Source organism: Burkholderia anthina, from assembly GCF_902498995.1.
GTDB lineage: Bacteria > Pseudomonadota > Gammaproteobacteria > Burkholderiales > Burkholderiaceae > Burkholderia > Burkholderia anthina.
In genome coordinates this window covers 1-23,889 of the sequence record NZ_CABVLY010000040.1, presented here as the reverse complement: position 1 = coordinate 23,889, position 23,889 = coordinate 1, and the positions used below count along the sequence as shown (strand labels likewise).

Sequence of the window (23,889 nt, the reverse complement as noted above, 5' to 3'; positions counted from 1 at the left end):
TCGACGGCACCACCGATCACACGAACCGCGCGAACCGCACCGTAGCGGTTGCGCGCGGCACGTGCCCGACGGGCAGCGCTATGCGGGGCCGCCCGTCTTCTTCGCCTGCAGTGCGCGGATCCGCATCCGCGCCCCCGTATCGCCGACCGTCGCGTCGTACATCGTCGCGAGATCGCGCTTGAGCGCGGTGCGCGAACCGCCGTCGAGATACACCATGTGCCCCGACGGATAGAAGCGCGCGGACAGGTTCTGCCGCACCTTCTGATCCTCGAGCGGCATCTGCTGCAGGTCGATCACGGTCTGGTAGAACGGCGTGACGAAATCGTAGAAGCCGTTCGCCGACAGCACCTTCAGGTCGATGTTCAGCGCCATCACCGCGGCAAGATCGCCCGCCGTGTAGAGAATCACGTTCCCCTTCGCATCGATGCCCTGCTGCGCGCCGGTCGGGTCGATGTGGCTGAAATCCCAGTTCTGGAATGCCTGGTCGTTCAGGTCCGTGAACGCGGAGTTCGACGTGAACTTCAGCTGCTCGTTCAGGTAGCTGTTCCACATCGCCGTGTAGACGCCCGTCACCGCCGTCATCGTCGGGTCGTTGCCGCCCGAGTTCGGATCGATCTTGCCGGCGATGCCCGACGAGATCCCGGTCACGCGGCCGTCGTACGAGCCGAGCGCGAGCCCCTGAGCATGCAGCAGCGTCGTCAGGAACAGCGAATTGCCGCGCGTATCGTAGCCCGCGATGTCGAGCCCCCACGTCTGCAGCGTCGCCGCGTCGATGCCCGTGTACCCGGAGAGCTTCTGCACGGTGGCCGGGGCGGCATGCGGCACGTTGCGCAACGCGGTCAGGTAATCGGTGCGCGCGAACTGCGCGACCTCCTCGACGAACGCGCCGAGATCCGTCGGCGCCGGCTTGACGCCGAGTTTCTTGTGATACCACGCGTCGGCCGCCGCGGTCGGCAGCGCGCCGACCGGATTGCCGGCCTGCCGGTAGTCGAGGATCGACGACTGCAGCGTGACGCCGTTCAGGTCGACGCCGTCCTCGTGCAGCTTGTAGGCGAGCACGCAGCTGCGCGCCGTGCCGTACGACTCGCCGAACAGGTATTTCGGCGAATTCCAGCGGTTGTTCTTGGTCAGGTAGCGCTTGATGAACTGCTTCAGCGAATCCGCATCCTGGTCGACGCCCCAGAAATTGCGGTTCTTGTTCGGCGCGACGGCCGCCGAATAGCCGGTGCCGACCGGGTTGATGAAGACCAGGTCGCTGTGGTCGATCATGCTGTCGGGGTTGTCTTCCATCTGATACGGCGCGGGCGGCGTGAACCCCGGCATCGACGTCTTGATGCGCTTCGGCGCGAACGAGCCGAGCAGCACGAACACCGACGACGAACCGGGGCCGCCGTTGTAGAAGAACGTCACGGGCCGCGTTTCTTCCTTCGCGCCGTCGGCCGTGAACGCGACATAGAAGAGCTTCGCGGCCGGTTGCGAACTGCTCGGATCGACGGTCACGAGATGGCCGGCCGTCGCCGTATAGGCAATGCGCTTCCCGCCGATCAGGATCGTGTGGTGCGTGATCGCGGCCGCTTCGGTCGTGTCGGTCACCGAGTCGTCGGGGCCGTTGCCGTATGCAACGGGATCGAAGAACGGCTGGTCGCGGCCGTGGCTCAGCGCGACCGGACTGACGGCCGCCGGCACGCCATGCGAATTGAGGTCGCCGTGATGCAGCGGATACACGTCGCCGGAAGATGCGGAATCGATGTCCATCGTGCTGCTCCTGGAGGTGAAAAAAGACGCGGGCAGGGCACCCGCGTCGCAAGAAAACGCATGTGCCGGCGCGTCAGCTCGACGGCTTGCGCGCGAGGACCGCGGCGAGCTTCGCGCCGTCCGGGCTGCCGAGGCCCGTGCATGCATCCCAGCCGGACGCGGCCGCATAGGTGCCGTTCGAGCCTTTCGTGATGTCGCGCAGCGCGCCGGGATGCTTGTACAGCACCGGATTGACCCAGCCGACCGAGGCGCCGGCCGCCGCGTTGATCCGCGCGATCAGCGCGGCCCACAGCGGCGCGACCGCGCTCGTGCCCCCCATCACCGCGGGCGTGCCGGCAACCGACACCTCGTAGCCCGTTTGCGGCGATGCATCGCCGGCGACGTCCGGCACGCCGCGCTTGGCGAGCGGCGTGCTGCTGCCGTCGGCGCGCGTCACGGTCAGCCCCTGCTGCCACGTCGGCAGGTCGAACATCGCGCTGACGCCGCCGCCGCCCGCGCCACCGCCGGCCGCCTCGTCGTTCCACGTGACCTCGCTGCGAATGCCCTGCCCCGGCAGCGCATCGAGCTGCGTGCCGCCGCAGCCGAGCACGTACGGGCTCGACGCGGGGAAATCGACATGATCGGCGCCGTCCTGCAGCCCGTCGCCCGAGCCGCTATCGCCCGACGCCGCGCACACCGTGATCCCCTGTGCGGCGGCCGCCTGCAGCACGCGGTCGAACGCCTGCGCCGACTGCGCCTGCCAGATCGCTTCCGGCCCGCCCCAACTGATCGAGATCACCGAAGGCTGGTTGGTCTTGTCGCTGACGGCCGCGTTCACGGCCTGGATGAAGCCCGCGTCGCTGTTCGGCGCGAAGTAGATCGCGATCTTCGCGGCCGGCGCGATCGCACCGGCGATCTCGATGTCGAGCGCGACTTCGCCGTCCGGGCCGTTCGGATCGCCGCTCGGCGCATTGCGGCCGGTGCCGACGTTCACGTCGACGAGCGCTGGGGGCGTGTCGATCCCGAGCCCGCGGAAATATTGCTGGATATCGGCCGCGCGATAGCCGCCGCCGAGTTCGACGATCGCGATGCACTGCCCCGCGCCGTCGCCGGCCGGGAAACCGTACAGCGACGCGAGCTGGACCGGCGTGAACGTGACGCCCGCGGCGCCGCGTGCGGGCTTGAACGGCGGACGCAGCCGGAAGTGCGGCCGCGCCTGCGGACGGCTGTCGAGACCGAGCACGGCCGTGACCGCATCGCCGATATCGTCGGGCAACACGATCGGGCCCGAGCGGCCGCGATACTGACCGATCGAGCGATGCTCGAAACGCTCGAGCTTCACGCTGAATGCGGCTTCGAATTGCTGGATCGTGCCGGACAGCACGACGACGCTTTCGACCGGATCGACACGATCGACCGTGAGTTGATGACGGCGTGCGAAGTCCTCGGTCTTGCGAATGTCGTCGGGACTCGCGGAGAAACGCTGGGCGAATGCATCGCGCGACACCGGTTTTGCGCGCGCGTCGCCGGTCGCGAGCTGGTGGACCAATGCATCGAGTTGCCCTTCTTCCTGCCGCCGCAACATGATCGTGACGTGGATGCGTTCTGCCGGATCGCACTGGCCGATACACTTGGACTCGGCGACGATTCGAGGTTCACGGTCGGCTTGAAGATGCCTTGCCATGTTCAGACCCTCCTTGGTACCGCGTTGCACGGAACAGCCAGGAAATCGGACAGGGCCGGCGGAAGACGGTTCCGTTCAATCAGTCGGTTCGCAGCAGCGCGAAGTTAAAGGAAGTTTAGAACAGTCAGACGATTTGCGCGCGTGCGCCGCCGTGACGAAGAGGCGTGCGAAGGCCGGCATTGCGCGCGCCCTTCGTTCGGTGATGCACCGCGCCGTGCGCGCCGGTCGAGCGGCACGGCAGCGATGCCGGGATGCCATTCAATCGGCCGGTCAGTCCATCGACAGGCGCAGCGCGAAGCCGATCAGCGCGGCCGAGAACGTCCAGCGCTGCACGGTTTGCGCGAGCGGATGCGCACGCATCCACGCCGCGATACGCGACGCGCCGAACACGCACGCGAGATCGAAACACACGCCGGCCGCGACGAGCAGCGCGCCGAGTTCGAACATCTGCCACACCACCGGCCCGGCTTCGGGCCGCACGAACTGCGGCAGCAGCACCGAGCAGAACAGCAGCGCCTTCGGGTTCAGCAGGTTCGTCAGCAGCCCCTTGAAGAACGATTGCCGCAGTTCGCCCGCGGCAGCGGCCTCGCCGTCGCCGAGCGCGAACACCGGCGAGCGGAACACCTGGATCGCGACGTACGCGAGATAGAGCGCGCCGCCGTAGCGGATCACTTCGTACAGCCACGGCGCACTGCGGATCAGCGCCGCGACGCCGCAGGCGGACAGCGTCACGTGCGCGGTGCGCGACAGCGACAGGCCGGCCGCCGCCGCCATGCCCGGACGCACGCCGCGGCCGATGCTGGTCTGCAGCACGAGCGCCATGTCGGGCCCGGGCACCGCGTAAATGGCCGCCAGCGCGGCGAGATAAATCAACAGCAAATGCGTGGAAATCATGGTCTGCCCCCGTCCTCCAATGACGATATGTTGCCGCTGAAGGACGAGGGATTATTGGCCATTTTCGATACCGGATTGGCGATCGATAGTGGAATCCGCCACAATCACGATATCCGAACAAGGATTCCGCCAAGATGACCGAACTCGACAAAACCGATCGCGCGATCCTCGCCGCGGTGCAGCGCGACGGCCGCCTGCCGATCGCGCGTCTGGCCGACTCCGTCGGCCTGTCGGAGACGCCGTGCGCGCGTCGCCTGAAGCGTCTCGAAAGCGACGGCTACATCGAGCGTTACCGCGCACAGCTGTCGCGCCAGGCGCTCGGCTTCGGCGTCGTCGCGTTCGTGCTGGTGCGTTTCGCGACGCACGACCGCAAGGTCGCCGACCGGTTCGAACGGGAAGTGCTCGGCATCGAGCGGATCCTCGCGTGCCACAACGTCGCGGGCACCGCCGACTATCTGCTGCAGGTGGTCGCGCGCGATCTCGACGACTACGGCACGTTCCTGCGCGATTCGCTGCGGATGCTGCCGGGCGTGACGTCGATCGAGTCGGCGCTGTCGTTGCGGGAAGTGAAGCACGACGCGGGGTTGCCGGTGCCGTGACGCAGGCAGCAGGCCACGCCGGCGCGGCACGGGCTCACGTTGCCGCCCGCGCCGGCATCATGCGGCGTGTCACGCCACGTCGGGAGACTGGTGCGCGCGTTCGAGATCCTCGAGAAACGCTTCGACGAGCGGGTCGCCGCGCCCGTTGCGCGCCACGACCATGTGGAACGTGACGTCGTAGCGCAACTGCTCCGGATTGAGCGGCGCGAGCAGCCCCTGCGCGACGTACGGCGCCGCGAAATGCTGCGGCAGGTAGCCGAGATGATGGCCCGACAGGATCAGCAGCGCGACGGCCTCCATGTTGTCGGCGGTCGCGGTCACGCGATCGGGCGTCGTCGACATCTGCGCCTCCGGCAGCGGATACGAGCGCCAGGCCCACTCGAAGCCGGCGACGTCGGCCGGCGTCAGCGCACCCGCGCCGTCGAACAGCGGATGACCGCGGCCGCAGTATGCGACCTGCCGCTCGATGAACAGCGGCGTGTAGTGCAGCGACGGCACGCGATGCCAGAAGTAGCCCACCGCGATCTGGATCTCGTCGCTCAGCAGCTTTTCCTCGAGATCGCCCGGCGCGCGCACGGAGATCGAGAAGCGCACCGCCTCGTCGCGTGTGCGGAACGCGGCGATCGCCTCCGCGATCCGCGCGTTCTGGCTGACCGGCGTATGGCCGATCAGGCCGATGTTCAACGTGCCGACCAGTTGGCGGTCCATGTGCCGCGCCGCCATCCCGAATTCGTCGAGCGCCGCGAGCAGCTTGCGGCTCATCGCATGGAACCGCTCGCCCTTCGGCGTGAGCCGGAAACCGCTGCGGCCGCGCTCGCAGAGCCGGTAGCCGAGCCGTGTCTCGAGCGACGACAGCTGCGCGCTGATCGTCGACTGGCCGACGTTCAGCATCGCCTGCGCGGCCGAAACGCCGCCCGCGTCCGTGACCGCGAGAAACACGCGGATCAACCGCAGATCGAGGGTCGACAGATTCCCCAGCACGCTATTCCCCTTCCATACATCGATGGAAATCGATGTTTACGTCGATATCTTCGCATTCTTCTTTCCGGCCGGACGCGTAAAACTATGCGCCAGACCGCGTCGAATGATACGGCAACCCCACATCGGAAGAGACAGCCCCCATGAACGAACACACCCATTTCCAGCCGCTCGGCGGCAATGAAATGCCGCGCAGCGGCGGCATCGCGACGATGATGCGCCTGCCGCACGTGGCGAGCGCCGCAGGGCTCGACGCATGTTTCGTCGGCGTGCCGTTCGACCTCGGCACGTCCAACCGCACCGGCGCGCGCTTCGGCCCGCGCCAGATCCGTACCGAATCCGTGCTGCTGCGCCCGTACAACATGGCCACCCGCGCCGCGCCGTTCGATTCGCTGCAGATCGCCGACATCGGCGACGTCGCGATCAATCCGTACAACCTGCACGATTCCATCGCGCGCATCGAAGCCGCGTACGACGCGATCCTCGAACACGACTGCAAGCCGGTCACGCTCGGCGGCGACCATACGATCGCGCTGCCGATCCTGCGCGCGATCCATCGCAAGCACGGCAAGGTTGCATTGATCCACGTCGATGCACACGCCGACGTGAACGATACGATGATGGGCGAAAAGATCGCCCACGGCACGCCGTTCCGCCGCGCGGTCGAGGAAGGGCTGCTGCACGGCGACAAGGTCACGCAGATCGGCCTGCGCGGCACCGGCTACGCCGCCGAGGATTTCGACTGGTGCCGCGAGCAGGGCTTCCGCGTGGTCCAGGCCGAGGAATGCTGGAACAAGTCGCTTGCCCCGCTGATGGAAGAAGTGCGCGCGCGCGTCGGCGACACGCCGGTCTACATCAGCTTCGACATCGACGGCATCGACCCGGCCTACGCACCGGGCACCGGCACGCCGGAAATCGCGGGCCTCACGGTGCCGCAGGCGCTCGAGATCATCCGCGGCGCGAAGGGGCTGAACATCGTCGGCTGCGATCTCGTCGAAGTCGCGCCGCCGTACGACCCGTTCGGCACCACGGCGCTGCTCGGCGCGAACCTCGCGTACGAGCTGCTGTGCGTGCTGCCCGGCGTCGCGTATCGCGACTGATCCCGGCACGCACACGATCCATTCCAAATCAAAGGATTCCAGAGGAGCACATCGACGATGGGGACTGCCATCAAGCAACCGAAGCGGGCGGCGCTCGCTTCGTTCGTCGGCACCACGATCGAGTGGTACGACTTCTATAGCTATGCGACCGCCGCCGCCATCGTGTTCGGGCCGCTGTTCTTTCCCGGCGAAAGCCGTTTCGTCAGCCTGCTCGCGTCGTTCGGCTCGTTCGCGGTCGGCTTCTTCGCGCGACCGCTCGGCGGCGTGATGTTCGGCTATCTCGGCGACCGCTTCGGCCGCAAGCGCTCGCTGCTCGCGACGCTGATGCTGATGGCGATCTCGACCGTCGCGATCGGCGTATTGCCCACCTACGCGCAGGCCGGCATGCTCGCACCGATCCTGCTCGTGCTGATGCGCGTGCTGCAAGGCATCGCGGTCGGCGGCGAATGGGGCGGCGCGGTGCTGCTCGCCGGCGAGCATGCGCCCGAAGGCAAGCGCACGTTCTTCGCATCGTTCGCGCAGTTGGGCAGCGCGAGCGGCCTGATCCTGTCGATGCTCGCGTTCGGCGCGATCAGCACGCTGTCGAAGGACGACATGATGAGCTGGGGCTGGCGCGTGCCGTTCCTCGCGAGCGCCGTGCTGCTGGCCGTCGGGTTCGTGATCCGCGCAAGCGTGTCCGAGTCGCCCGAGTTCGAGGAAGTCAAAAAGAGCGGCAACACCGCGCAAAACCCGGTGCGCGAAGCGCTCACGTACTGGCCGCTGCTGTTGCTCGCGATCGGCGCGAACGTGTACGGGATCGCCGGCGTGTATTTCAGCAACATCTTCATGATCAGCTACGCGACGCAGTTCCTGTCGCTCGACCGGTCGATGGTGCTGCATTGCATGACCATCGTCGCCGTGCTGCAGTTCGTCGTGCAGCTCGCGGCCGCGTTCCTCGCGCAGCGCTTCGGCACGACGCGGGTGCTGCTGATCACCGGCGCGTGGGCCGCGATCGTCCCGTTCGTGATGCTGCCGCTCGTGCATATGGGCACGCCGCTGTCGATCACGGTCGGCGTCGGTCTCGCGACGCTCGCGGAATCGGGCTACTACTCGGTGGTCGCCGGCTTCGTCAGCGGCATCTTCATCGCGCGCATCCGCTACACGGCGATCTCGATCGCGTACCAGGTGTGCGGCGCCCTCGCCGGCGGCCTCACGCCGCTCGTCGCGACGCTGATCGCGCAGAACGTCGCGCCGCAGTGGTGGCCGCTCGCGATCCAGTACACGAGCGCCGCCGTGCTGTCGTCGGTGTGCGTGTGGCTGATCTCGCGCCGCGTCAGCATCGACGATGCCGGTGCGCCGGACAAGACGAACGCGCCGCTGCCGCGCGGCACGCGCACGGCGTAATCTCGACGTACCGGGCCGGCTTCGTCACGCGCCCGGTCATCTCCCGCGAAGGGCGGCACATCGTGCCGCCCTTTTTCATTGCCGCCGTCAGAAGTCCGAACGCAGCGTGAGCATCACGTTGCGCTTGTCGCCGAACACGCTGTAGAACCGGCTCGGCGGACGGATGTAGTAATCGCGGTTGAACACGTTGTTCAATTGCAGCGACGCTTCGAGATGCTTGTTGAAGCGATAGCCGACCTGCGCGTTGAAGATCGCATATCCGCCCTGTTCGACGCCGCGCGTGATGCTCGTCTGCGCGAGCACGCCGCCGCCGATCGACACACCGCGCAACACGCCCCGCGAGAACGTGTACTTGGTCGACAGCTTGAACAGGTGTTTCGGGTCCGTGCCGTCCGTCAGGTAGGCGTCGCTGCCGCTGTCGTAACCCGCATCCAGATACGTATAGCCCGCATAAACGTTCCAGTCCGGCGCCGGCTGGCCCGTCACTTCGAGTTCGACGCCCTGGTCACGTACGTGCCCCTGCGCCAGGGAAAAGTTCGGATGCTCCGGATCCCCCACCGCGCGGTTGTTGTCGTTGATCCGGAACAGCGCGGCCGTTGCGTCGAGCCGGCCGTCGAGGAAGCTGCCCTTCACGCCCACTTCGTACTGCTCGCCGGTGCGCGGCGGCAGGCCGCCACCGCCGTAGAAGGTCTCCGTCTGCGGCGTCACGAAGCGCGAGTAGTTCGCATACGCGGTCAGCCACGGCACGATGTCCCACACGAGGCCCGCCGACGGCAGGAAGCGGTGATCGATCTGCGAGCCGGTCGTCCAGTCCGCCACGGTCGGCAGCAAGGTCTGCGAACGCGTCTGCACGAATGCTTCACGGCCGCCCAGCACGAGCGTCAGCGGATCCGCGAGACGGATGCGCGCCTGCGCATAGAAGCCGTACTGCACGGTGCGGTCGTTCTCGCCGTACGTGAACGGCACGTCGACCGCCGGCACCGCGTTCGGATCGAACAGGCTGTAGAGTCCGGCGTCGCCGCCGTACGGCCCGTTGAGCGCGACATAGCCGGAATGGGCCGTCGTCGACATCACCGTGTAGTTCGCGCCGAACGTCAGCGTGTGGGTCCGCCCGAACAGCCGCACCGGGCCCGATACGTTGGTGTCCGCGCCGAACCAGTCGATCGTGTTGCGCTGCCGCTGGTCGCCGAACCACGCGAGCCCGTTCGGCAGCGAACCGGGGCCCGCATACGCGTAATACCCCTTCAACAGCTCGTGCCGGTAGAACAGCGTGGTCGACGACGTCCAGTCGTTCGCGAAGCGGTGCACGAGATTGCCGTTCACCTCCTGCACCGACGTATACGAGTAGTTCCAGCTCGGGCTGAAGTTCTGCGTATACGCGCCCGGCACGCGCCCCGTGAGGCTGGTCATCGATGCATTGACGACACCGGCCGCCCCGTAGTCGAGGCCCGAGACCGGCGACACCTGATAGGCGGCCGACAGCGACAGCGTCGTGCGCGGCGAGAAGTCGTAGTCGATCGCGCCATACGCCATCACGTTCTTGCTGCGCGTCCTGTCGACCGATTCGAGCCCGTCGCTGCCGACCAGCACCGCGCGACCGCGCAGCGAGCCGTCCTTGTTCAGCGGCCCCGTCACGTCGATCATCTGGCGCACGCTGCCGAACGAACCGATCTGCGTCTCGGTCGACAGATGGAACTGATCCTGCGGCCGCTTGCGCACGAGATTGACCGTGCCGCCGGGTTCGCCCGCACCGTCGATCACGCCGGCCGGACCGCGCTGCACCTCGATGCGGTCGTACATCGCGAGATCGAACTGCTGCTTGTATTGCAGCCCGCTTGCGATCGGCACGCCGTCGAACTCGATGCCGAGCTGCGTGCCGCGCGCACGGAAATACGCGGTGCCGTCGCCGTAGTCGACCGACGTCACGCCCGTCACATAGCGCAGCGCGTCCTGGATCGTCGTCAGGTTCTGGTCGTCCATCTGCCGGCGCGTCATCACCGACACCGAGCGCGGGATGTCCTTCACGCGCTCCGCCGTCCGGCCCGCGATCGTGGCGCGCTTCGCCGCATACGTCCCCGAGCCTTCGGTCGTCGCGTCGGGCGACACGGTCGCGGTGACGCTCACGGCCGGCAGCACGTCGCCGTTCGCACCCGGCACGGCCTGTGCCCGCACGCACGGCGACGCGATGCCGAGCATCGCCAGCGCCAGCGGCGTCAGGCACGGCGCCCGCAGCCGCCATGCGATCGTCGACGCGCGCAGCGTCCCCGAGCGATCCATTGTTGTTCTCATTGCACTCATCCCACGGTTGAAAAGACGAACGAAGTCCTCCCGCCGGTGGCGGGCGCGACAGCTTCCTGGGGGGACGGTTCTTGTATGCGGGCCCGATCGGACCTCGTTGCCCCGGTTACCGCACGCGATGCGCCGGCACGCCGGGCCGTGCCGCTCATTCGCGTATCGCTCGCCGGCGAACCGGCCGTGAGACAATGACGAGAATGAGAATCATTAATCAATCGTCAGGGTATGCGCCCTGAAGCCTTGCCAGGTAAGGAGCTTATCGGGTCGCCCGAAAGAAAGGCTGACAACCGATATCGATTTTTTGACAAGATGAGGTGAATTCGCGATATGGCCGCCGGCCCGTCTCGCGACCACGACCGATGAAGACGTTTCTGCTCAAGCGTTACCCGACCGTACGCGTGCCGCTGCCGCACGACATCGTCGCGTCCGTCAGGCCCTATCGCCACGGCGATCGCGTGATATGGCACCAGCACCGCCACGGCCAGCTCGTGTTCGCGGCGCAAGGTGTCGTCCGCGTGCTGACGCCGTCGCGCACGTGGACCCTGCCGCAGTCGCGCGCGGTATGGCTGCCGTCCGATATCGACCATGAACTGCACGCGGTCGGCGACGGGCTGCTCTGCAGCGTCTACGTCGAGCCCGAGGCCTTCCCGTGGTCATGGCGCGAGCCGGCCGTGATCGCCGTGTCGCCATTGCTGCGCGAACTGGCCGTTACGCTGGCCGACGACGGCGACGAGCATGTGCGCAGCAGCCGCGCGGCGCTATCGGCGCCGCTGCTGCTGAAAGTGATGGCCGACACGCCGGCGCTGCCCGAACCAGGCGTTCCGCTGCCGCGCGATCCGCGCCTGCTCGGAATGTGCGAACACATGATGAACGACCCGGCGAGCGACCTGACGCTCGACTTCTGGGGCGCGCAGTTCGGTGCGAGCGGGCGCACGCTCGCCCGCCGCCTGCATGCGGAAACGGGGCTGACGTTCGTGGCGTGGCGGCAGCAGATGCGCGTGGCGGAAGCGATCACGCGCCTGACGCTGGGCCAGACGGTCGCCCAGGTATCGAAGGATCTCGGCTACAGCAGCGCAAGCGCGTTCATCGCGATGTTCCGGCACGTCACCGGCGACGCACCGCAGCGCTATCTGTCGCTGAAATGAACGCGCGATTGCCGCGCGGCCGCATGACCGTGGATGAGCGGCATCGCGACGCAACCGTCAGCATGCCGCATCGTCGTCGGACGAGTCGACGCCGTAATACTTCACGCCGATCCGGATCGGCTCGCGATCGTTCGCCTTGCGCTGCAGGTTAGTATCGCGCAGCGAGTATGCACATCCGCAGTACTCCTGCTGATAGAACGCCTCGCGCTTGCTGATCTCGATCATGCGCGCCGAACCGCCGCCCTTGCGCCAGTTGTATTCCCAGTAGGCCAACCCCGGATAGCGCGCCGCCGCACGCACGCCGCAGTCGTTGATCTGCCGCATGGTCTTCCAGCGCGAGATGCCGAGCGAACTGGTGATCACGGGAAAGCCGTGCTCGTGCGCATAGAGGGCGGTACGTTCGAAACGCATGTCGAAACACATCGTGCAGCGGACGCCGCGTTCGGGTTCGTGCTCCATCCCCCGTGCGCGCTCGAACCAGTTGTCGCGATCGTAGTCGGCATCGACGAACGGGATGCCGAACTTGTCGGCGAAGCGGACGTTCTCGTCCTTGCGCAGTTCGTATTCCTTGCGCGGATGAATGTTCGGGTTGTAGAAGAAGATCGTGTAGTCGATGCCCGATGCGAGCATCGCTTCCATCACTTCGCCCGAGCAAGGCGCGCAGCACGAATGCAGCAGTACCCTGCGATGGCCGCCGGGCAGCGGAAGCGGCTTGCGCTCGTCGAGCGTCGTCATGTCGCGTCCGGGAAAAGCACTTTCCGGATCACGTCGCGGAACACGGCATCGACATGCTCCGCGCGGTCCCTCGCCGCATCGAGGTCCGGCGAATGGCGATCCGTGTCGACCAGCGCGGCCTGCGCGTCGTCGCTCGCGACCCACGCGCGGGCGATGGTGCGCAACGCATCGCGGTCGGCGAGCCGCAGCCGGCCGACGACCACACGCCCGATCTCCTCGTACATCGCCCAGCAATCGTCGCCGTCTTCCTCGATCGCGCCCAACAGCCGCTCGATCGCATCGTTCGCCGCGCTCCTCACCGTCGCCTCCTCAGCGCGCCGTCACGAATACGCGGGGAAGCGGCGCGTCAGCTCGGCCACTTGCGCGCGCACGCGGCCGATCGCCAACTGCTCGACGATGTCGGCGTGTTCGCAGCCGCCGTAGTAGCGCTTGCCCGGATAACCTTCCGCGTACTTGTTCGCGAGCTGCGAGCCCTGTGCGGCCATCACGGCCGGGCTCGTGCAGTTTTCCGACGCGATCGGCCCGATGTGCGCTTCCCGGCGGCGATTTTCTTGTTGAATGGCATCGACCAGTTCCGGATCGGTCTGGTCGAGCGGGTAGCGATTGCGTTCGAACATGGCGGGAATGGCCCTTGAAAATCAAACAGTCGAAACGACACGTCCCGAGGCTTGCCCGGGACGGTCCGAACCGGTGCAACGCCCGCCGCCGATCGACGATCGGGACAGCAGGCGTGCAGCGTTCGTGCGTTATTGCACCTGCGTCATTGCACCTGGTTACGCAGCGTCTTCGCGGCAGCGACCATGTTCGTCAGCGCCGGAATCACTTCCGCCCACTGACGCGTCTTCAGGCCGCAGTCCGGGTTCACCCACAAACGCGCCGCCGGAATCCGCTCGGCCGCCTTCTTCATCAGGCCGACGATGTGATCCTGCGTCGGGATGTTCGGCGAGTGGATGTCGTACACGCCCGGCCCGATTTCGTTCGGATACTTGAAGGTGTCGAACGCGTCGAGCAGTTCCATATCCGAGCGCGACGTCTCGATCGTGATCACATCGGCATCCATGTCGGCGATCGACGCGATGATGTCGTTGAACTCCGAATAGCACATGTGCGTGTGGATCTGCGTGTCGTCCTGCACGCCGTTCGCGGTGATGCGGAACGACTCGACGGCCCACTTCAGGTACTCGCCCCATTGCGCGCGGCGCAGCGGCAGCCCTTCACGCAGTGCGGCCTCGTCGATCTGGATCACGCGCACGCCGGCCTTCTCGAGATCGAGCACTTCCTCGCGGATCGCGAGCGCAAGCTGGCAGCACGACACCGAGCGCGGCTGGTCGTCGCGGACGAACGACCAGTTCAGGATCGTCACCGGGCCGGTCAGCATGCCCTTCATCGGCTTGTTCGTCAGCGACTGCGCATACGTGATCCATTCGACCGTCATCGCCTTCGGACGGCTGATGTCGCCGAACAGGATCGGCGGCTTCACGCAGCGCGAACCGTACGACTGCACCCAGCCGAACTGGCTGAACGCGTAGCCGTCGAGCTGTTCGCCGAAGTATTCGACCATGTCGTTGCGTTCCGCTTCGCCGTGCACGAGCACGTCGAGTTCGAGCGATTCCTGTTCGCGGACGCTGCGCTCGATCTCGGCCTGCATCGCCGCGCGGTAGCCGGCTTCATCCAGCGCGCCCGCCTTGAACTGGCTGCGCGCCTGGCGGATCTCGCCGGTCTGCGGGAACGAACCGATCGTCGTCGTCGGGAAGGCCGGCAGGTTCAGTCGTGCCGACTGCTTCGGCGCGCGCTCCGTGTACGGGCTCGCGCGGTTGCCGAGCTGCGCGTCGATGCGTGCGATCGCGGCCTTTACCGTCGGGTTGTTCACGCGCGGCGAGCGGCGGCGCGAGTCGATCGCGGCGGCATTCGCGGCAAGCGCGTCGGCCACCTTGTCGCGGCCTTCGTTCAGCGCGGTCGCGAGCACCTTCAGTTCGTCGAGCTTCTGCAGCGCGAACGCGAGCCACGAGCGGATTTCCGCGTCGAGCTTTTCTTCGCTAGCGAGATCGACCGGCACGTGCAGCAGCGAGCACGACGGCGCGAGCCACAGGCGCTCGCCCAGTTGCTTCGCGAGCGGCTCGAGCCAGTCGAGTGCTGCGTTCAGGTCCGTCTTCCAGATGTTGCGGCCGTTGATCGCGCCCACCGACAGCACGCGCTCGGCCGGCAATTCACGCACCAGCGCGTCGATTTCGTCGCGGCCATTGATCGCGTCGATGTGCAGGCCGTCGACCGGCAGCGACGCCGCGAGCGTCAGGTTGTCCTGCAACTGGCCGAAGTACGTCGCGAGCAGCAGCTTGATGCGACGCGTTTCCAGCGCCGCGTAAGCAGTGCGGAATGCCTGGCGCCATTCGGCGTCGAGTTCGGTGACGAGGATCGGTTCGTCGATCTGCACCCATTCGACGCCCTGTGCGGTCAGCGTGTCGAGCAGCGCGCCGTACACCGGCAGCAGCTTCGGCAGCAGTGCGAGGCGATCAGAATCGTCCTTCGACTTGCCGAGCCACAGGTACGTGACGGGCCCGAGGATCACCGGCTTCGCGGCGACGCCCAGCGCCTGCGCTTCGGCCAGTTGCTGGAGCAGGCGCGACGGATCGAGCGAGAAGTTCGTGTCCGCGTGGAATTCCGGGACGATGTAGTGATAGTTCGTGTCGAACCACTTCGTCATTTCGCCGGCCGAGACGCCGCCGCAGCACGCGGCATGTTCTTCCGCCGATTGCGCCGAGCGGCCGCGCGCCACGCGGAAATAGTTGTCGAGCGCGTCGCCGTGGAAGCCCTGCACGCGCTTGGGCAGGTTGCCGAGCGTGAAGCTCATGTCGAGCACCTGGTCGTAGAACGCGAAGTCGCCGATCGGCGCCAGATCCAGCTCGCGCTGGGCGCGCCAGTGACGCTGGCGCAGCTCGGCCCCGAGCGCCTTCAGCTCGTCGCGCGACGATTCGCCCTTCCAGTAGCGTTCGAGACCGAACTTGAGTTCGCGCTTCGCGCCGATGCGCGGAAAACCGAGGTTGTGTGTCGTAACCATGACGCTGCCGTCCAGAGAAAAATTGAAGATCCGGCAGCCATGATAGGGATTTCAAACCATGAAATAAAATGGCATTATTTCATTCATCCATTAAATCTATTCATGTATCTGTTGAGCGAGCACTATCCATGCTGGAGCGATTCCATCTCGTCGTGATCCGTGAGGTCGAGCGCCAGGGCTCGCTGACGGCCGCAGCCAATGCGCTGCATCTCACGCAATCGGCGCTCAGCCATACCGTCAGGAAGGTCGAGCAGCAGCTCGGCACGCCGATCTGGGATCGGGAAGGACGCGGGCTGCGGCTCACGCAGGGCGGGCAATATCTGCTGAAGCTGGCGAACCGGCTGCTGCCGCAGTTCGAGCTCGCCGAGGAGCGGATGAAGCAGTACGCGAAGGGCGAGCGCGGCACGCTGCGCATCGGGATGGAATGCCACCCGTGCTATCAGTGGCTGCTGAAGGTCGTGTCGCCGTACCTGGCGCGCTGGCCGGACGTCGACGTCGACGTGAAGCAGCGCTTCCAGTTCGGCGGCATCGGCGCACTGTTCGGCTATGACATCGACGTGCTGGTGACGCCCGATCCGTTGAACAAGCCGGGGCTGCGCTTCGATCCCGTGTTCGATTACGAGCAGGTGCTGGTGGTCGCGGACGCACACCGGTTCGCGCATGCCGACTACGTGACGCCCGAGCAGCTCGGCGACGAAATCCTGATCACGTACCCGGTCGAAACAGACCGACTCGACATCTACAACCAGTTCCTGACGCCCGCCGGCATCGTGCCGCGGCGCCACAAGTCGATCGAGACGACCGACATCATGCTGCAGATGGTGGCGAGCGGGCGTGGCGTGGCCGCGCTGCCGAGATGGCTTGCCGACGAATATGCGGACCGGATGCCGGTCGTGCCGGTCAAGCTGGGCAAGCAGGGAATCGCGAAGCAGATCTTCCTCGGCATCCGCGAAGCGGACGCGTCGATCGACTATCTGGCCGCGTTCGTCGCGCTCGCGCGCGAATCGACGTGGAGCGCGCCGCGCATGCTGCGCTAGGCGCGCCCTGTTGCGATGCGCGTCAGGCGGCGCGCATGCCGATGCGTTCGCCGCGTTCGACCCACGCGCCGAACAGCAGGCCGATCGTCGTCCACATGATCACCTGCATGCCGATCGCCGCCACGCGGAACTTCCACAGCACGGCTGCCGGAAAATCGGCCGGTAACTCGCTGACCGACGGCAACCCGAGCTGCACGGCCGCGATGATCGCAATGAACACGAGGCCCGCCACGATCGACGCGTTCCACTGGCCGAGCTTCGCCAGCAGATGGCGGCGCACGTTGACCGAGAACACCATCGTCGCGATCGAGATCGCGATCATCAGGAAGAACAGGCCCGTGCGATAGCCGATCGTGTCGGGGTCGCCGACCGATGGCGGATTGGCCGGGTACTTGATGTTGGGCACGATCACGAGCGCGACGAATGCCGCGAGCGCGAGCCACGCGGCGAGCGGGCGTGCCGGGAGGCGGCTGCCTCGTCCGTATGCGAACGCGAAGACCAGCGAGAACAGCCCGCCGAATGCCGCGCCGTAGGTCACGACGCCCGTCAGCAGGCCGAGGCCTGCCTGCGTGTGACGGCTGACCAGTTCGGGCTCCGGCGCTTCGCCCTTGGCGGCATCGGATTTTTCTTCGAAGGAGATTGCCTGATCGACTTGCGGTTCGCCGACGATTTTCGCGAAACCGAACGTAAGGAGACCTGCGGCGATGCCTGCGAGCATCCCGCGCATGAGCAGCTTTCCGACCATCTTCTACTCCGCGTCAGTGGCAGGGAAAACCAAGCAGATGGCGGCCGTCGTGCACGAACTCGTGCACGTACATGCCCGGCACGATCGACGTCGCGCCCTGTTCCGCGCCGACGAAATACAGCGCGAGCAGCAGGATCAGACCGACGAAGATGGCCCACGGCAACAGTTCGCGGACGGGGATGGGCGCCGGCACGACAGCCGGCTTCAGCACTGCTTCGCTCATGGATGCACCTCAGGGGAATCGCGCCCCGACAAATGTTGGATGGAGTACGAACGCAGGTCTGGCTTCCGGGATCGGATATCCCCGGTTACAGTGGCGCGACCGCGCCGGAATTGCACCGGCTTCCACGTTTCGTATCGGGCGAATTGTACGCGCGAACGCGCGCGTATTGAAGGCCCGGACATGATCGGCACTGCCGCGCCCTGCCGCCTCGAACAATCGACCACCGACATGATCCAGCCTGTCTCGCTGCGCCTGATCGCACATGCATCGACCCGTGCGATGCGCACCGGCACGTTCCCCGACGACGATCCGCTCGACGCGCACGGGCTGGCCGACGCCGCCTCGATGCGCGAGCGGTTCATCGGCGTCCCTCACGCGATCGCGCTGAGCAGTCCCGCGCTTTGCGCGCAACAGACCGCCGATGCGCTCGGGCTGCGCGTGCGGCTCGACGATGCGCTTCGCGATGGCGGCTACGGCCGCTGGCGCGGCAAGCGGCTGCACGACCTCGCGCGCGACCTGCCGGACGAACTCGGCGCATGGCTCGGCGATCCGCGTGCGTCGCCGCATGGCGGCGAATCGTTCGAAGACGTGGCATGCCGCGTCGGCGCATGGCTCGACGGCCTGCCGCCCGGTCGCGACGTCGTTGCGGTCACGCATGCGGCGATCGTTCGCGCAGCCATCGCGCATGCGCTTCGGATGGCCTCGCAGGCCGCGATGCGCATCGACGTCGCGCCGCTGTCGTGCACGCTATTCGTCAGGTCGCACGACAAGTGGACGGTGACCACCGATGACGATGGGCGCGATGCCGGCGCGTAAGTCCGGTGTTCACCATAGGGATGACGATGCGGGCCCGGGCAGCGCGGCTGCGTCACGGATGGAATGGCCGCGCACGCATTTCTTACATATCTGTAAGAAAACAATTCGTCGTCCCGACTGTCATCAAACTGACTGGTAGCCGAAGCTAGCATCGGACGCGGTTCCCTTACGAGATGCCGTCATGAATCAACCTGCTTCGTCCGCCGCCAATACTCCCGGCTCCACCGAACGCACCCGACAGGTCGGCTATGCCGTCTTCCTGCTGGTGCTCGCGATCGGCGCCGTCTATATCGCTACCCACCTGATTGCCGATCTGTCGCCCGTCCGCGAAGGATCGTTGTTCCCGTACCTGATGCTCGGTGCCGCGCTGCTGATCGCGCTCGGCTTCGAGTTCGTCAACGGCTTCCACGACACCGCGAATGCGGTCGCGACCGTGATCTACACCCACTCGCTGACGCCGAACGTCGCGGTGATCTGGTCCGGCATGTGGAACTTCCTCGGCGTGATGGTTTCGAGCGGCGCCGTCGCGTTCGGCATCCTGCAGTTGCTGCCGGTCGAGCTGATCCTGCAGGTCGGCAGCGGCTCGGGCTTCGCGATGGTGTTCGCGTTGCTGATCGCCGCGATCGTATGGAACCTCGCGACCTGGTACTTCGGGTTGCCGTCGTCGAGCTCGCATACGCTGATCGGCTCGATCATCGGCGTCGGGCTGATGAACCAGCTGCTGCACGGTCCGTCCGGCACGAGCGGCGTCGACTGGGGCCAGGCGCTCGGCGTCGGCAAGTCGCTGCTGTTCTCGCCGATCGTCGGCTTCCTGTGCGCGTCGCTGCTGCTGCTCGTGCTGAAGGCCGTCGTCCGCGTTCCGGCGCTGTACAAGGAGCCGCCGAAGGACCAGCCGCCGCCGTTCTGGATTCGCTGCCTGCTGATCCTCACCTGTACCGGCGTGTCGTTCGCGCACGGGTCGAACGACGGGCAGAAAGGGATGGGCCTCATCATGCTGATCCTGATCGGCACGGTGCCGACCGCATACGCGCTGAACAAGGCCGTCACGCCGGCCGAATCGCAGACGTTCGTCGCCGTCGCGAACCAGGCCGCCGCGACGTTCGCGAAATACTCGAACGGCGTCGCACCGTCCGCGAATCCACGCGCCGACGTCGAACACTTCGTGCAGCGCCGCGAGATGACGCCGGCCGTGCTGCCGGGCGTGCAGCAACTGTCCACGTCGCTGGCGACCGCGGTCGGTTCGTCGGGCTCGATGGCGGCCGTGCCGCAAGGCGACGTCGACAACGTGCGCAACACGATGTATCTGGTGTCCGAAGCGATTCGCCTGATCGAGAAGTCGGGGCAACCGGCATTTTCCGCCGATGACAAGCTCGCGATCGACAACTACCGCAAGCAGCTCGACCATGCGACCAAGTTCATTCCGACGTGGGTGAAGGTTGCCGTCGCGATCGCGCTGGGTCTCGGCACGATGGTCGGCTGGAAGCGGATCGTCGTGACCGTCGGCGAAAAAATCGGCAAGCAGCATCTGACGTACGGACAGGGCGCCTCGGCCGAGCTCGTCGCGATGCTGACGATCGGCGCGGCCGATGCGTACGGATTGCCCGTATCCACGACGCACGTGCTCTCATCGGGTGTCGCGGGCACGATGGCGGCGAACGGGTCCGGGCTGCAGTGGGGCACGGTGCGCAGCCTCGTGCTCGCGTGGGTGCTGACGTTGCCGGCATCGATTGTGCTGGCGGGCGGACTCTACTGGTTGTTCCGCTCGGTCGCCTGAGCGGAGAAGCGGCGAGCGGCCAGGGGATCGGTCGCTCGCTGCGAAAGATCCGAAGTCGGTTCTTCCGTTCTTCGCGTCGTAGTCTTTCCGTTTCGCTCACGCTGAGCGAAGCCCATCCGGCTCACCGCCGCGTCAACGTCGCCGAGCCTCCGCGTCGCCGTACCGGGCGGCTCGCGCCATACTCCTCCTTTCTTTCCGGATTGAAGCGCAAGATCTGGAGCGCGTCGTCGCACGGACGACACTAGACTGAGTTCATCGACTTTCACCGCGGACGCAGGCATGCGCCGCGCTTGCCGACATCGCGTCGCCGCCCGTTCCACATCGACCGGCTGCGCATCGCGGCACGCTCGATGTCGGGTACTTCGATGCCGACAGCATGCCTGCACGACGCCACATCGCTGACGAACGAGGTACACCCGTGAACATCGCCGCCCTGCAACCCGCCGTCGAATCGGTCGACATGGCGCAGCGCGTGAGCGCGCTCGACTGGACCACCGTTGATACCGAACTCGATCGCTACGGCTGCGCCCGCGTACCGGGTCTGCTCTCGGCGGCGGAATGCACGGCGCTGGCAGCGCTCTACCCGCACGATGCGCTGTACCGTTCACGCGTCGTCATGGCGCGGCACGGCTTCGGCCGCGGCGAGTACCGATATTTCGCGTATCCACTGCCTGCGGTCGTCGATGCGCTGCGGACAACGATCTATCCGCACCTCGCTCCGATTGCGAATCGGTGGAACCGGGCGCTCGGAATCGACGCCCGCTATCCGGCCGAACATGCGGCATTTCTCGAGCGCTGCCATGCGGCGGGCCAGACGCGGCCGACGCCACTGATCCTGCAGTACGGCCCGGACGACTATAACTGTCTCCATCAGGACCTGTATGGCGAGCATGTCTTTCCGCTGCAGGTCGCGATCCTGCTGTCGGCGCCGGGCCGGGATTTCACTGGTGGGGAGTTCGTGCTGACGGAACAGCGGCCGCGCATGCAGTCGCGTGCGGAAGTGGTGCCGCTGATGCAGGGCGACGCAGTGATCTTCGCGGTGCATGGCCGGCCGGTGCAAGGGACGCGCGGCGTCTATCGCGTCAATCTGCGTCATGGCGTGAGCCGCATCCGGACCGGACACCGCCATACGGTCGGCATCATCTTCCATGATGCGCAGTAGCGACACCGACATCGGAACGGTGTTGCCACACGCCGCATCGTGCCGATACCCGTGCCACGCACAGGTCGCTGCGCTCGAGCACCGTCATGCAAGCAGTCACGGCCCATGACGCACCCGCAGCAGCCACGCATGAAACATGCGAGGAAGTCGATGCGTACCGGACAATCCCGCTGGCGGTGAATCGAAGCGTCCGGTGAATGCCGGGGGCAACAGTACGCCTCTGTCGCCCTCCGCATGCGATCGACTACTCGACCTACCCTCGCGCCGTACTCGCGCGCAGCCGGTCCCCCGCATCGGACGCAAGCCGTACATAGCCCGGCAACGTCAGCAACGCGAGCACGCCGGCGGCAACGAACGCCCAACGGAAGTCGTCGAGCACATAGTGAATACCGGCCGCGTCGCCGCGCACCAGCGCCGCGAGCCGCAACGCCAGCGCGCCGAACGCAATCCCCATCCCGATCGTCATCTGCTGAGCCGCACTCCACAGCGTGCTCGCCGCACTGGTCTGGTGAGACGGAATGTCGGCGTAGGCGAGCGTCGCAAGCGTCGTGAACTGCATCGAACGTGTGAGCCCGTAGACGAATACGATCAGCAGAGTCATTGTCAGCGGCGTCGATGCGGTCAGCCAGCCGCATGCAATCGTGCAGAAACCGACGATCGTCACGTCGACGAGCGCAACGCGCCGGAAACCGAAACGGTCGAGTATCCACGACGTGCCCGCCTTCATGCCCAGATTGCCGAGCGCACTCGCGAGCAGCAGCAGACCGGACTGGAACGGTGACAGTCCGAAGCCAATCTGGAACAACAGCGGCAGCAGGTACGGCACCGCATTGACCGCGACGCGCGTGATCGATCCGGTGAGCACCGTCACCGAGAAAGTCGGCACCTTCAGCGTCGTGAAATCGAGCAGCGGATGTGCACAACGCCGCGCATGCAACCACGCGGCAATACCGAACAGCACGCTGGCGCCGACGAGCGCCGCTGCACGCGTGAGCTGCACGTCCTGCTGGCCGGCCGTTTCGGTGCCGAGCAGCAGACACGTCAGCGCCCCGCCCGCCAGCACGAAGCCGACCCAGTCGAGCGGACGCTGTTCCTCCGCGCGCGTATTCCGGACGATCAGCCAGGTACAGACGAGCGCGGCGAGACCGAGCGGCACGTTCAACAGGAAGATCCAGCGCCACGATGCATACGTCGTGATGAAACCGCCGATCGGCGGCCCGACGACCGGCGCAACGATGCCCGGCCACGTGATCGTCGCGATCGCGCGCATCAAGCGCGCCTTCTCGGTGCCGCGCACGACGATCATCCGCCCGACCGGCACCATCATCGCCCCGCCGACACCCTGCAGCAACCGCGCGGCAGTAAACGTCCCAACGCCGTTGGACAGCCCGCACAGTATCGATGCGCCGGTAAAAATGACGATCGCGCTGCCGAATACCGTGCGCGACCCATATCGGTCCGCAATCCAGCCACTGATCGGAATGAACACCGCGAGCGCCAGCATGTAGGCCGTCATCCCGAGGCTCAGCGCATTCGGCCCGACGCCGAAGGAGCGCGCCATTTGCGGTAGAGCGGTCGCGATCACGGTCGTGTCGAGGTACTCCATGAAGAAGGTCGCGGCGACGAGATACGGCAAGAAGTCGGTCGTCCGACCACTCTGGGCAGAGCTGGAAGTCATGAACGATGCAGTTACGGAAAGCGGGACACGCCGGCCACCGCGCAGGTGGCGGCCGGGACGAGTGGCGATATTACCCCGAAGCGTCCGAACTCCGCTTTGCAGGCACATGATCCTGGAACGACTTTATGCGCATAGATTTTATTCCGCTTGAGCAGCAGCCATGCGCGCAGCCTGGATGAGGATAACGACTTTTATCTCCAATATCACGGACAATCGCCGAGGTTATTCGCCAATCAGGCCATCCTGGCGAATCGTGTATTGCTCGCCGCGGCATGCATCGCTCCACTCCGCACGGCCCTGCGCATCAGTTGTTCCTCGATAGACCGCGACACCATCGGACACTCGGATCAGCGAAAACTTCATATTGGCGAACGGGCCGACGTCGCCGTCTGCATCCTGGAATTTCGCGTGAAATGGCGCACGTACGCAGCTGGTTTGATGCTGTGCCGCGCATCCGAGCAGAGAGAAACTGAGCAGAAGCGGTACGAGCTTTTTCATTGATATTGCCCGAAGGAATTCGTCAACGGTGCAGAAAGACAGGAAGAGGATGCGGTCAACATCAGCATTCGACCTCAACGTTTGACAGGAGATTGAGTCGATATGGGCACGAATACCCAAAGATAACCGATGAACTGTTGATTCGGGTGCTCGCCTTGATGTCTTGAGCAGCGAGAAGCGCATCGTCATGGCCGTGCCATGGCTCAGTTCCAGTGGAGTCGGGGTTGTTGCTTGCCCCGCGTGATCGTGATGCTGGAGATCGATGTGTCGCCGTGGTGCGTCTGTCGCGTCTGGCCGATTCACGCGCTTGGGCGGCATTTGAAGGCCGAATCGCCTCCGCACCGTCGGCATGCA

At 66.0% G+C, this 23,889-nt stretch carries 20 protein-coding genes, 1 pseudogene and 1 riboswitch; of the genes and pseudogenes, 8 read left to right on the top strand and 13 right to left on the bottom strand.

Going from position 1 to position 23,889, the window contains the following annotated elements; all coding sequences use genetic code 11:
* Positions 1 to 78: 78 nt before the first annotated feature.
* The 3 genes from BME24068_RS32805 to BME24068_RS32795 form a co-directional block, all read right to left on the bottom strand.
* Positions 79 to 1,755, bottom strand: a complete 1,677-nt coding sequence (locus tag BME24068_RS32805; RefSeq protein ID WP_174928563.1) for a S10 family peptidase — start codon at positions 1,753 to 1,755, stop codon at positions 79 to 81.
* 73 nt (positions 1,756 to 1,828) lie between these two features.
* Positions 1,829 to 3,418, bottom strand: a complete 1,590-nt coding sequence (locus BME24068_RS32800; protein ID WP_174928562.1) for a S53 family peptidase — start codon at positions 3,416 to 3,418, stop codon at positions 1,829 to 1,831.
* Positions 3,419 to 3,688: 270 nt separating this feature from the next.
* The gene (locus BME24068_RS32795) at positions 3,689 to 4,312 is read right to left on the bottom strand and encodes a LysE family translocator (RefSeq protein WP_096507764.1); all 624 of its coding nucleotides are present in this window, start codon (positions 4,310 to 4,312) and stop codon (positions 3,689 to 3,691) included.
* A 134-nt stretch (positions 4,313 to 4,446) separates the two neighbouring features.
* Here BME24068_RS32795 and BME24068_RS32790 point away from each other — a divergent pair, with 134 nt between their 5' ends.
* Entirely contained in the window at positions 4,447 to 4,911 is a 465-nt protein-coding gene (locus BME24068_RS32790) for an Lrp/AsnC family transcriptional regulator (RefSeq protein WP_060328960.1), read from the top strand.
* A gap of 69 nt (positions 4,912 to 4,980) precedes the next feature.
* Here the strand turns inward: BME24068_RS32790 and BME24068_RS32785 are convergent, their stop codons facing one another.
* Positions 4,981 to 5,892: a LysR family transcriptional regulator gene (locus tag BME24068_RS32785; protein WP_124829542.1), complete on the bottom strand. Its 912-nt coding sequence runs from the start codon at positions 5,890 to 5,892 to the stop codon at positions 4,981 to 4,983.
* A 140-nt stretch (positions 5,893 to 6,032) separates the two neighbouring features.
* Here BME24068_RS32785 and speB point away from each other — a divergent pair, with 140 nt between their 5' ends.
* Together speB and BME24068_RS32775 are read left to right on the top strand one after the other, a co-directional pair.
* Entirely contained in the window at positions 6,033 to 6,989 is a 957-nt protein-coding gene (gene speB / locus BME24068_RS32780; protein ID WP_174928561.1) for an agmatinase, read from the top strand.
* Positions 6,990 to 7,046: 57 nt separating this feature from the next.
* Positions 7,047 to 8,372: an MFS transporter gene (locus BME24068_RS32775; protein ID WP_096507767.1), complete on the top strand. Its 1,326-nt coding sequence runs from the start codon at positions 7,047 to 7,049 to the stop codon at positions 8,370 to 8,372.
* Positions 8,373 to 8,459: 87 nt separating this feature from the next.
* Here the strand turns inward: BME24068_RS32775 and BME24068_RS32770 are convergent, their stop codons facing one another.
* Positions 8,460 to 10,649 carry a TonB-dependent siderophore receptor gene (locus BME24068_RS32770; protein WP_172441936.1) on the bottom strand — a complete coding sequence of 730 codons (2,190 nt, stop codon included), beginning with the start codon at positions 10,647 to 10,649 and terminating at the stop codon, positions 8,460 to 8,462.
* Positions 10,650 to 11,026: 377 nt separating this feature from the next.
* Here BME24068_RS32770 and BME24068_RS32765 point away from each other — a divergent pair, with 377 nt between their 5' ends.
* A complete protein-coding gene (locus BME24068_RS32765) occupies positions 11,027 to 11,812 on the top strand; it encodes an AraC family transcriptional regulator (RefSeq protein ID WP_096507769.1) in 786 nt (261 codons plus the stop codon).
* Positions 11,813 to 11,869: 57 nt separating this feature from the next.
* Here the strand turns inward: BME24068_RS32765 and BME24068_RS32760 are convergent, their stop codons facing one another.
* The 4 genes and pseudogenes from BME24068_RS32760 to metE form a co-directional block, all read right to left on the bottom strand.
* Entirely contained in the window at positions 11,870 to 12,547 is a 678-nt protein-coding gene (locus tag BME24068_RS32760) for an epoxyqueuosine reductase QueH (RefSeq protein WP_174928560.1), read from the bottom strand.
* Positions 12,544 to 12,846: a hypothetical protein gene (locus BME24068_RS32755; protein ID WP_174928559.1), complete on the bottom strand. Its 303-nt coding sequence runs from the start codon at positions 12,844 to 12,846 to the stop codon at positions 12,544 to 12,546. Before BME24068_RS32755 ends, BME24068_RS32760 begins: the two co-directional genes overlap by 4 nt.
* A gap of 63 nt (positions 12,847 to 12,909) precedes the next feature.
* Positions 12,910 to 13,164, bottom strand: a pseudogene (gene glyA, locus BME24068_RS32750) (serine hydroxymethyltransferase); the annotation flags it as partial.
* Between the two features lie 143 nt (positions 13,165 to 13,307).
* Positions 13,308 to 15,602, bottom strand: coding sequence for a 5-methyltetrahydropteroyltriglutamate--homocysteine S-methyltransferase (metE, locus tag BME24068_RS32745; RefSeq protein ID WP_174928557.1), 2,295 nt, complete (start codon positions 15,600 to 15,602; stop codon positions 13,308 to 13,310).
* A gap of 128 nt (positions 15,603 to 15,730) precedes the next feature.
* On the opposite strand from metE, the gene BME24068_RS32740 reads away from it, so the two are divergent.
* Positions 15,731 to 16,639: a LysR family transcriptional regulator gene (locus BME24068_RS32740; protein WP_096507771.1), complete on the top strand. Its 909-nt coding sequence runs from the start codon at positions 15,731 to 15,733 to the stop codon at positions 16,637 to 16,639.
* A 22-nt stretch (positions 16,640 to 16,661) separates the two neighbouring features.
* Here the strand turns inward: BME24068_RS32740 and BME24068_RS32735 are convergent, their stop codons facing one another.
* On the bottom strand, positions 16,662 to 17,384 hold the full coding sequence (locus BME24068_RS32735) for a CbtA family protein (RefSeq protein ID WP_096507772.1): 723 nt from the start codon (positions 17,382 to 17,384) through the stop codon (positions 16,662 to 16,664).
* A 13-nt stretch (positions 17,385 to 17,397) separates the two neighbouring features.
* Positions 17,398 to 17,607, bottom strand: coding sequence for a CbtB domain-containing protein (locus BME24068_RS32730; protein WP_096507773.1), 210 nt, complete (start codon positions 17,605 to 17,607; stop codon positions 17,398 to 17,400).
* Positions 17,608 to 17,641: 34 nt separating this feature from the next.
* A riboswitch (cobalamin riboswitch) is annotated at positions 17,642 to 17,779 on the bottom strand.
* Between the two features lie 56 nt (positions 17,780 to 17,835).
* Here BME24068_RS32730 and BME24068_RS32725 point away from each other — a divergent pair.
* The 3 genes from BME24068_RS32725 (at position 17,836) to BME24068_RS32715 (ending at position 21,359) form a co-directional block, all read left to right on the top strand.
* Complete coding sequence (locus BME24068_RS32725) at positions 17,836 to 18,423, top strand: histidine phosphatase family protein (RefSeq protein WP_174928580.1); 588 nt, start codon at positions 17,836 to 17,838, stop codon at positions 18,421 to 18,423.
* A gap of 181 nt (positions 18,424 to 18,604) precedes the next feature.
* The gene (locus BME24068_RS32720) at positions 18,605 to 20,197 is read left to right on the top strand and encodes an inorganic phosphate transporter (protein WP_174928556.1); all 1,593 of its coding nucleotides are present in this window, start codon (positions 18,605 to 18,607) and stop codon (positions 20,195 to 20,197) included.
* Positions 20,198 to 20,615: 418 nt separating this feature from the next.
* Entirely contained in the window at positions 20,616 to 21,359 is a 744-nt protein-coding gene (locus BME24068_RS32715; protein WP_174928555.1) for a 2OG-Fe(II) oxygenase, read from the top strand.
* A gap of 253 nt (positions 21,360 to 21,612) precedes the next feature.
* On the opposite strand, the gene BME24068_RS32710 is transcribed toward BME24068_RS32715, so the two are convergent.
* A complete protein-coding gene (locus BME24068_RS32710) occupies positions 21,613 to 23,037 on the bottom strand; it encodes a DHA2 family efflux MFS transporter permease subunit (RefSeq protein ID WP_174928554.1) in 1,425 nt (474 codons plus the stop codon).
* 222 nt (positions 23,038 to 23,259) lie between these two features.
* Positions 23,260 to 23,889: hypothetical protein (locus BME24068_RS32705; RefSeq protein ID WP_217462579.1), on the bottom strand; the 630-nt coding region annotated here is incomplete at its 5' end.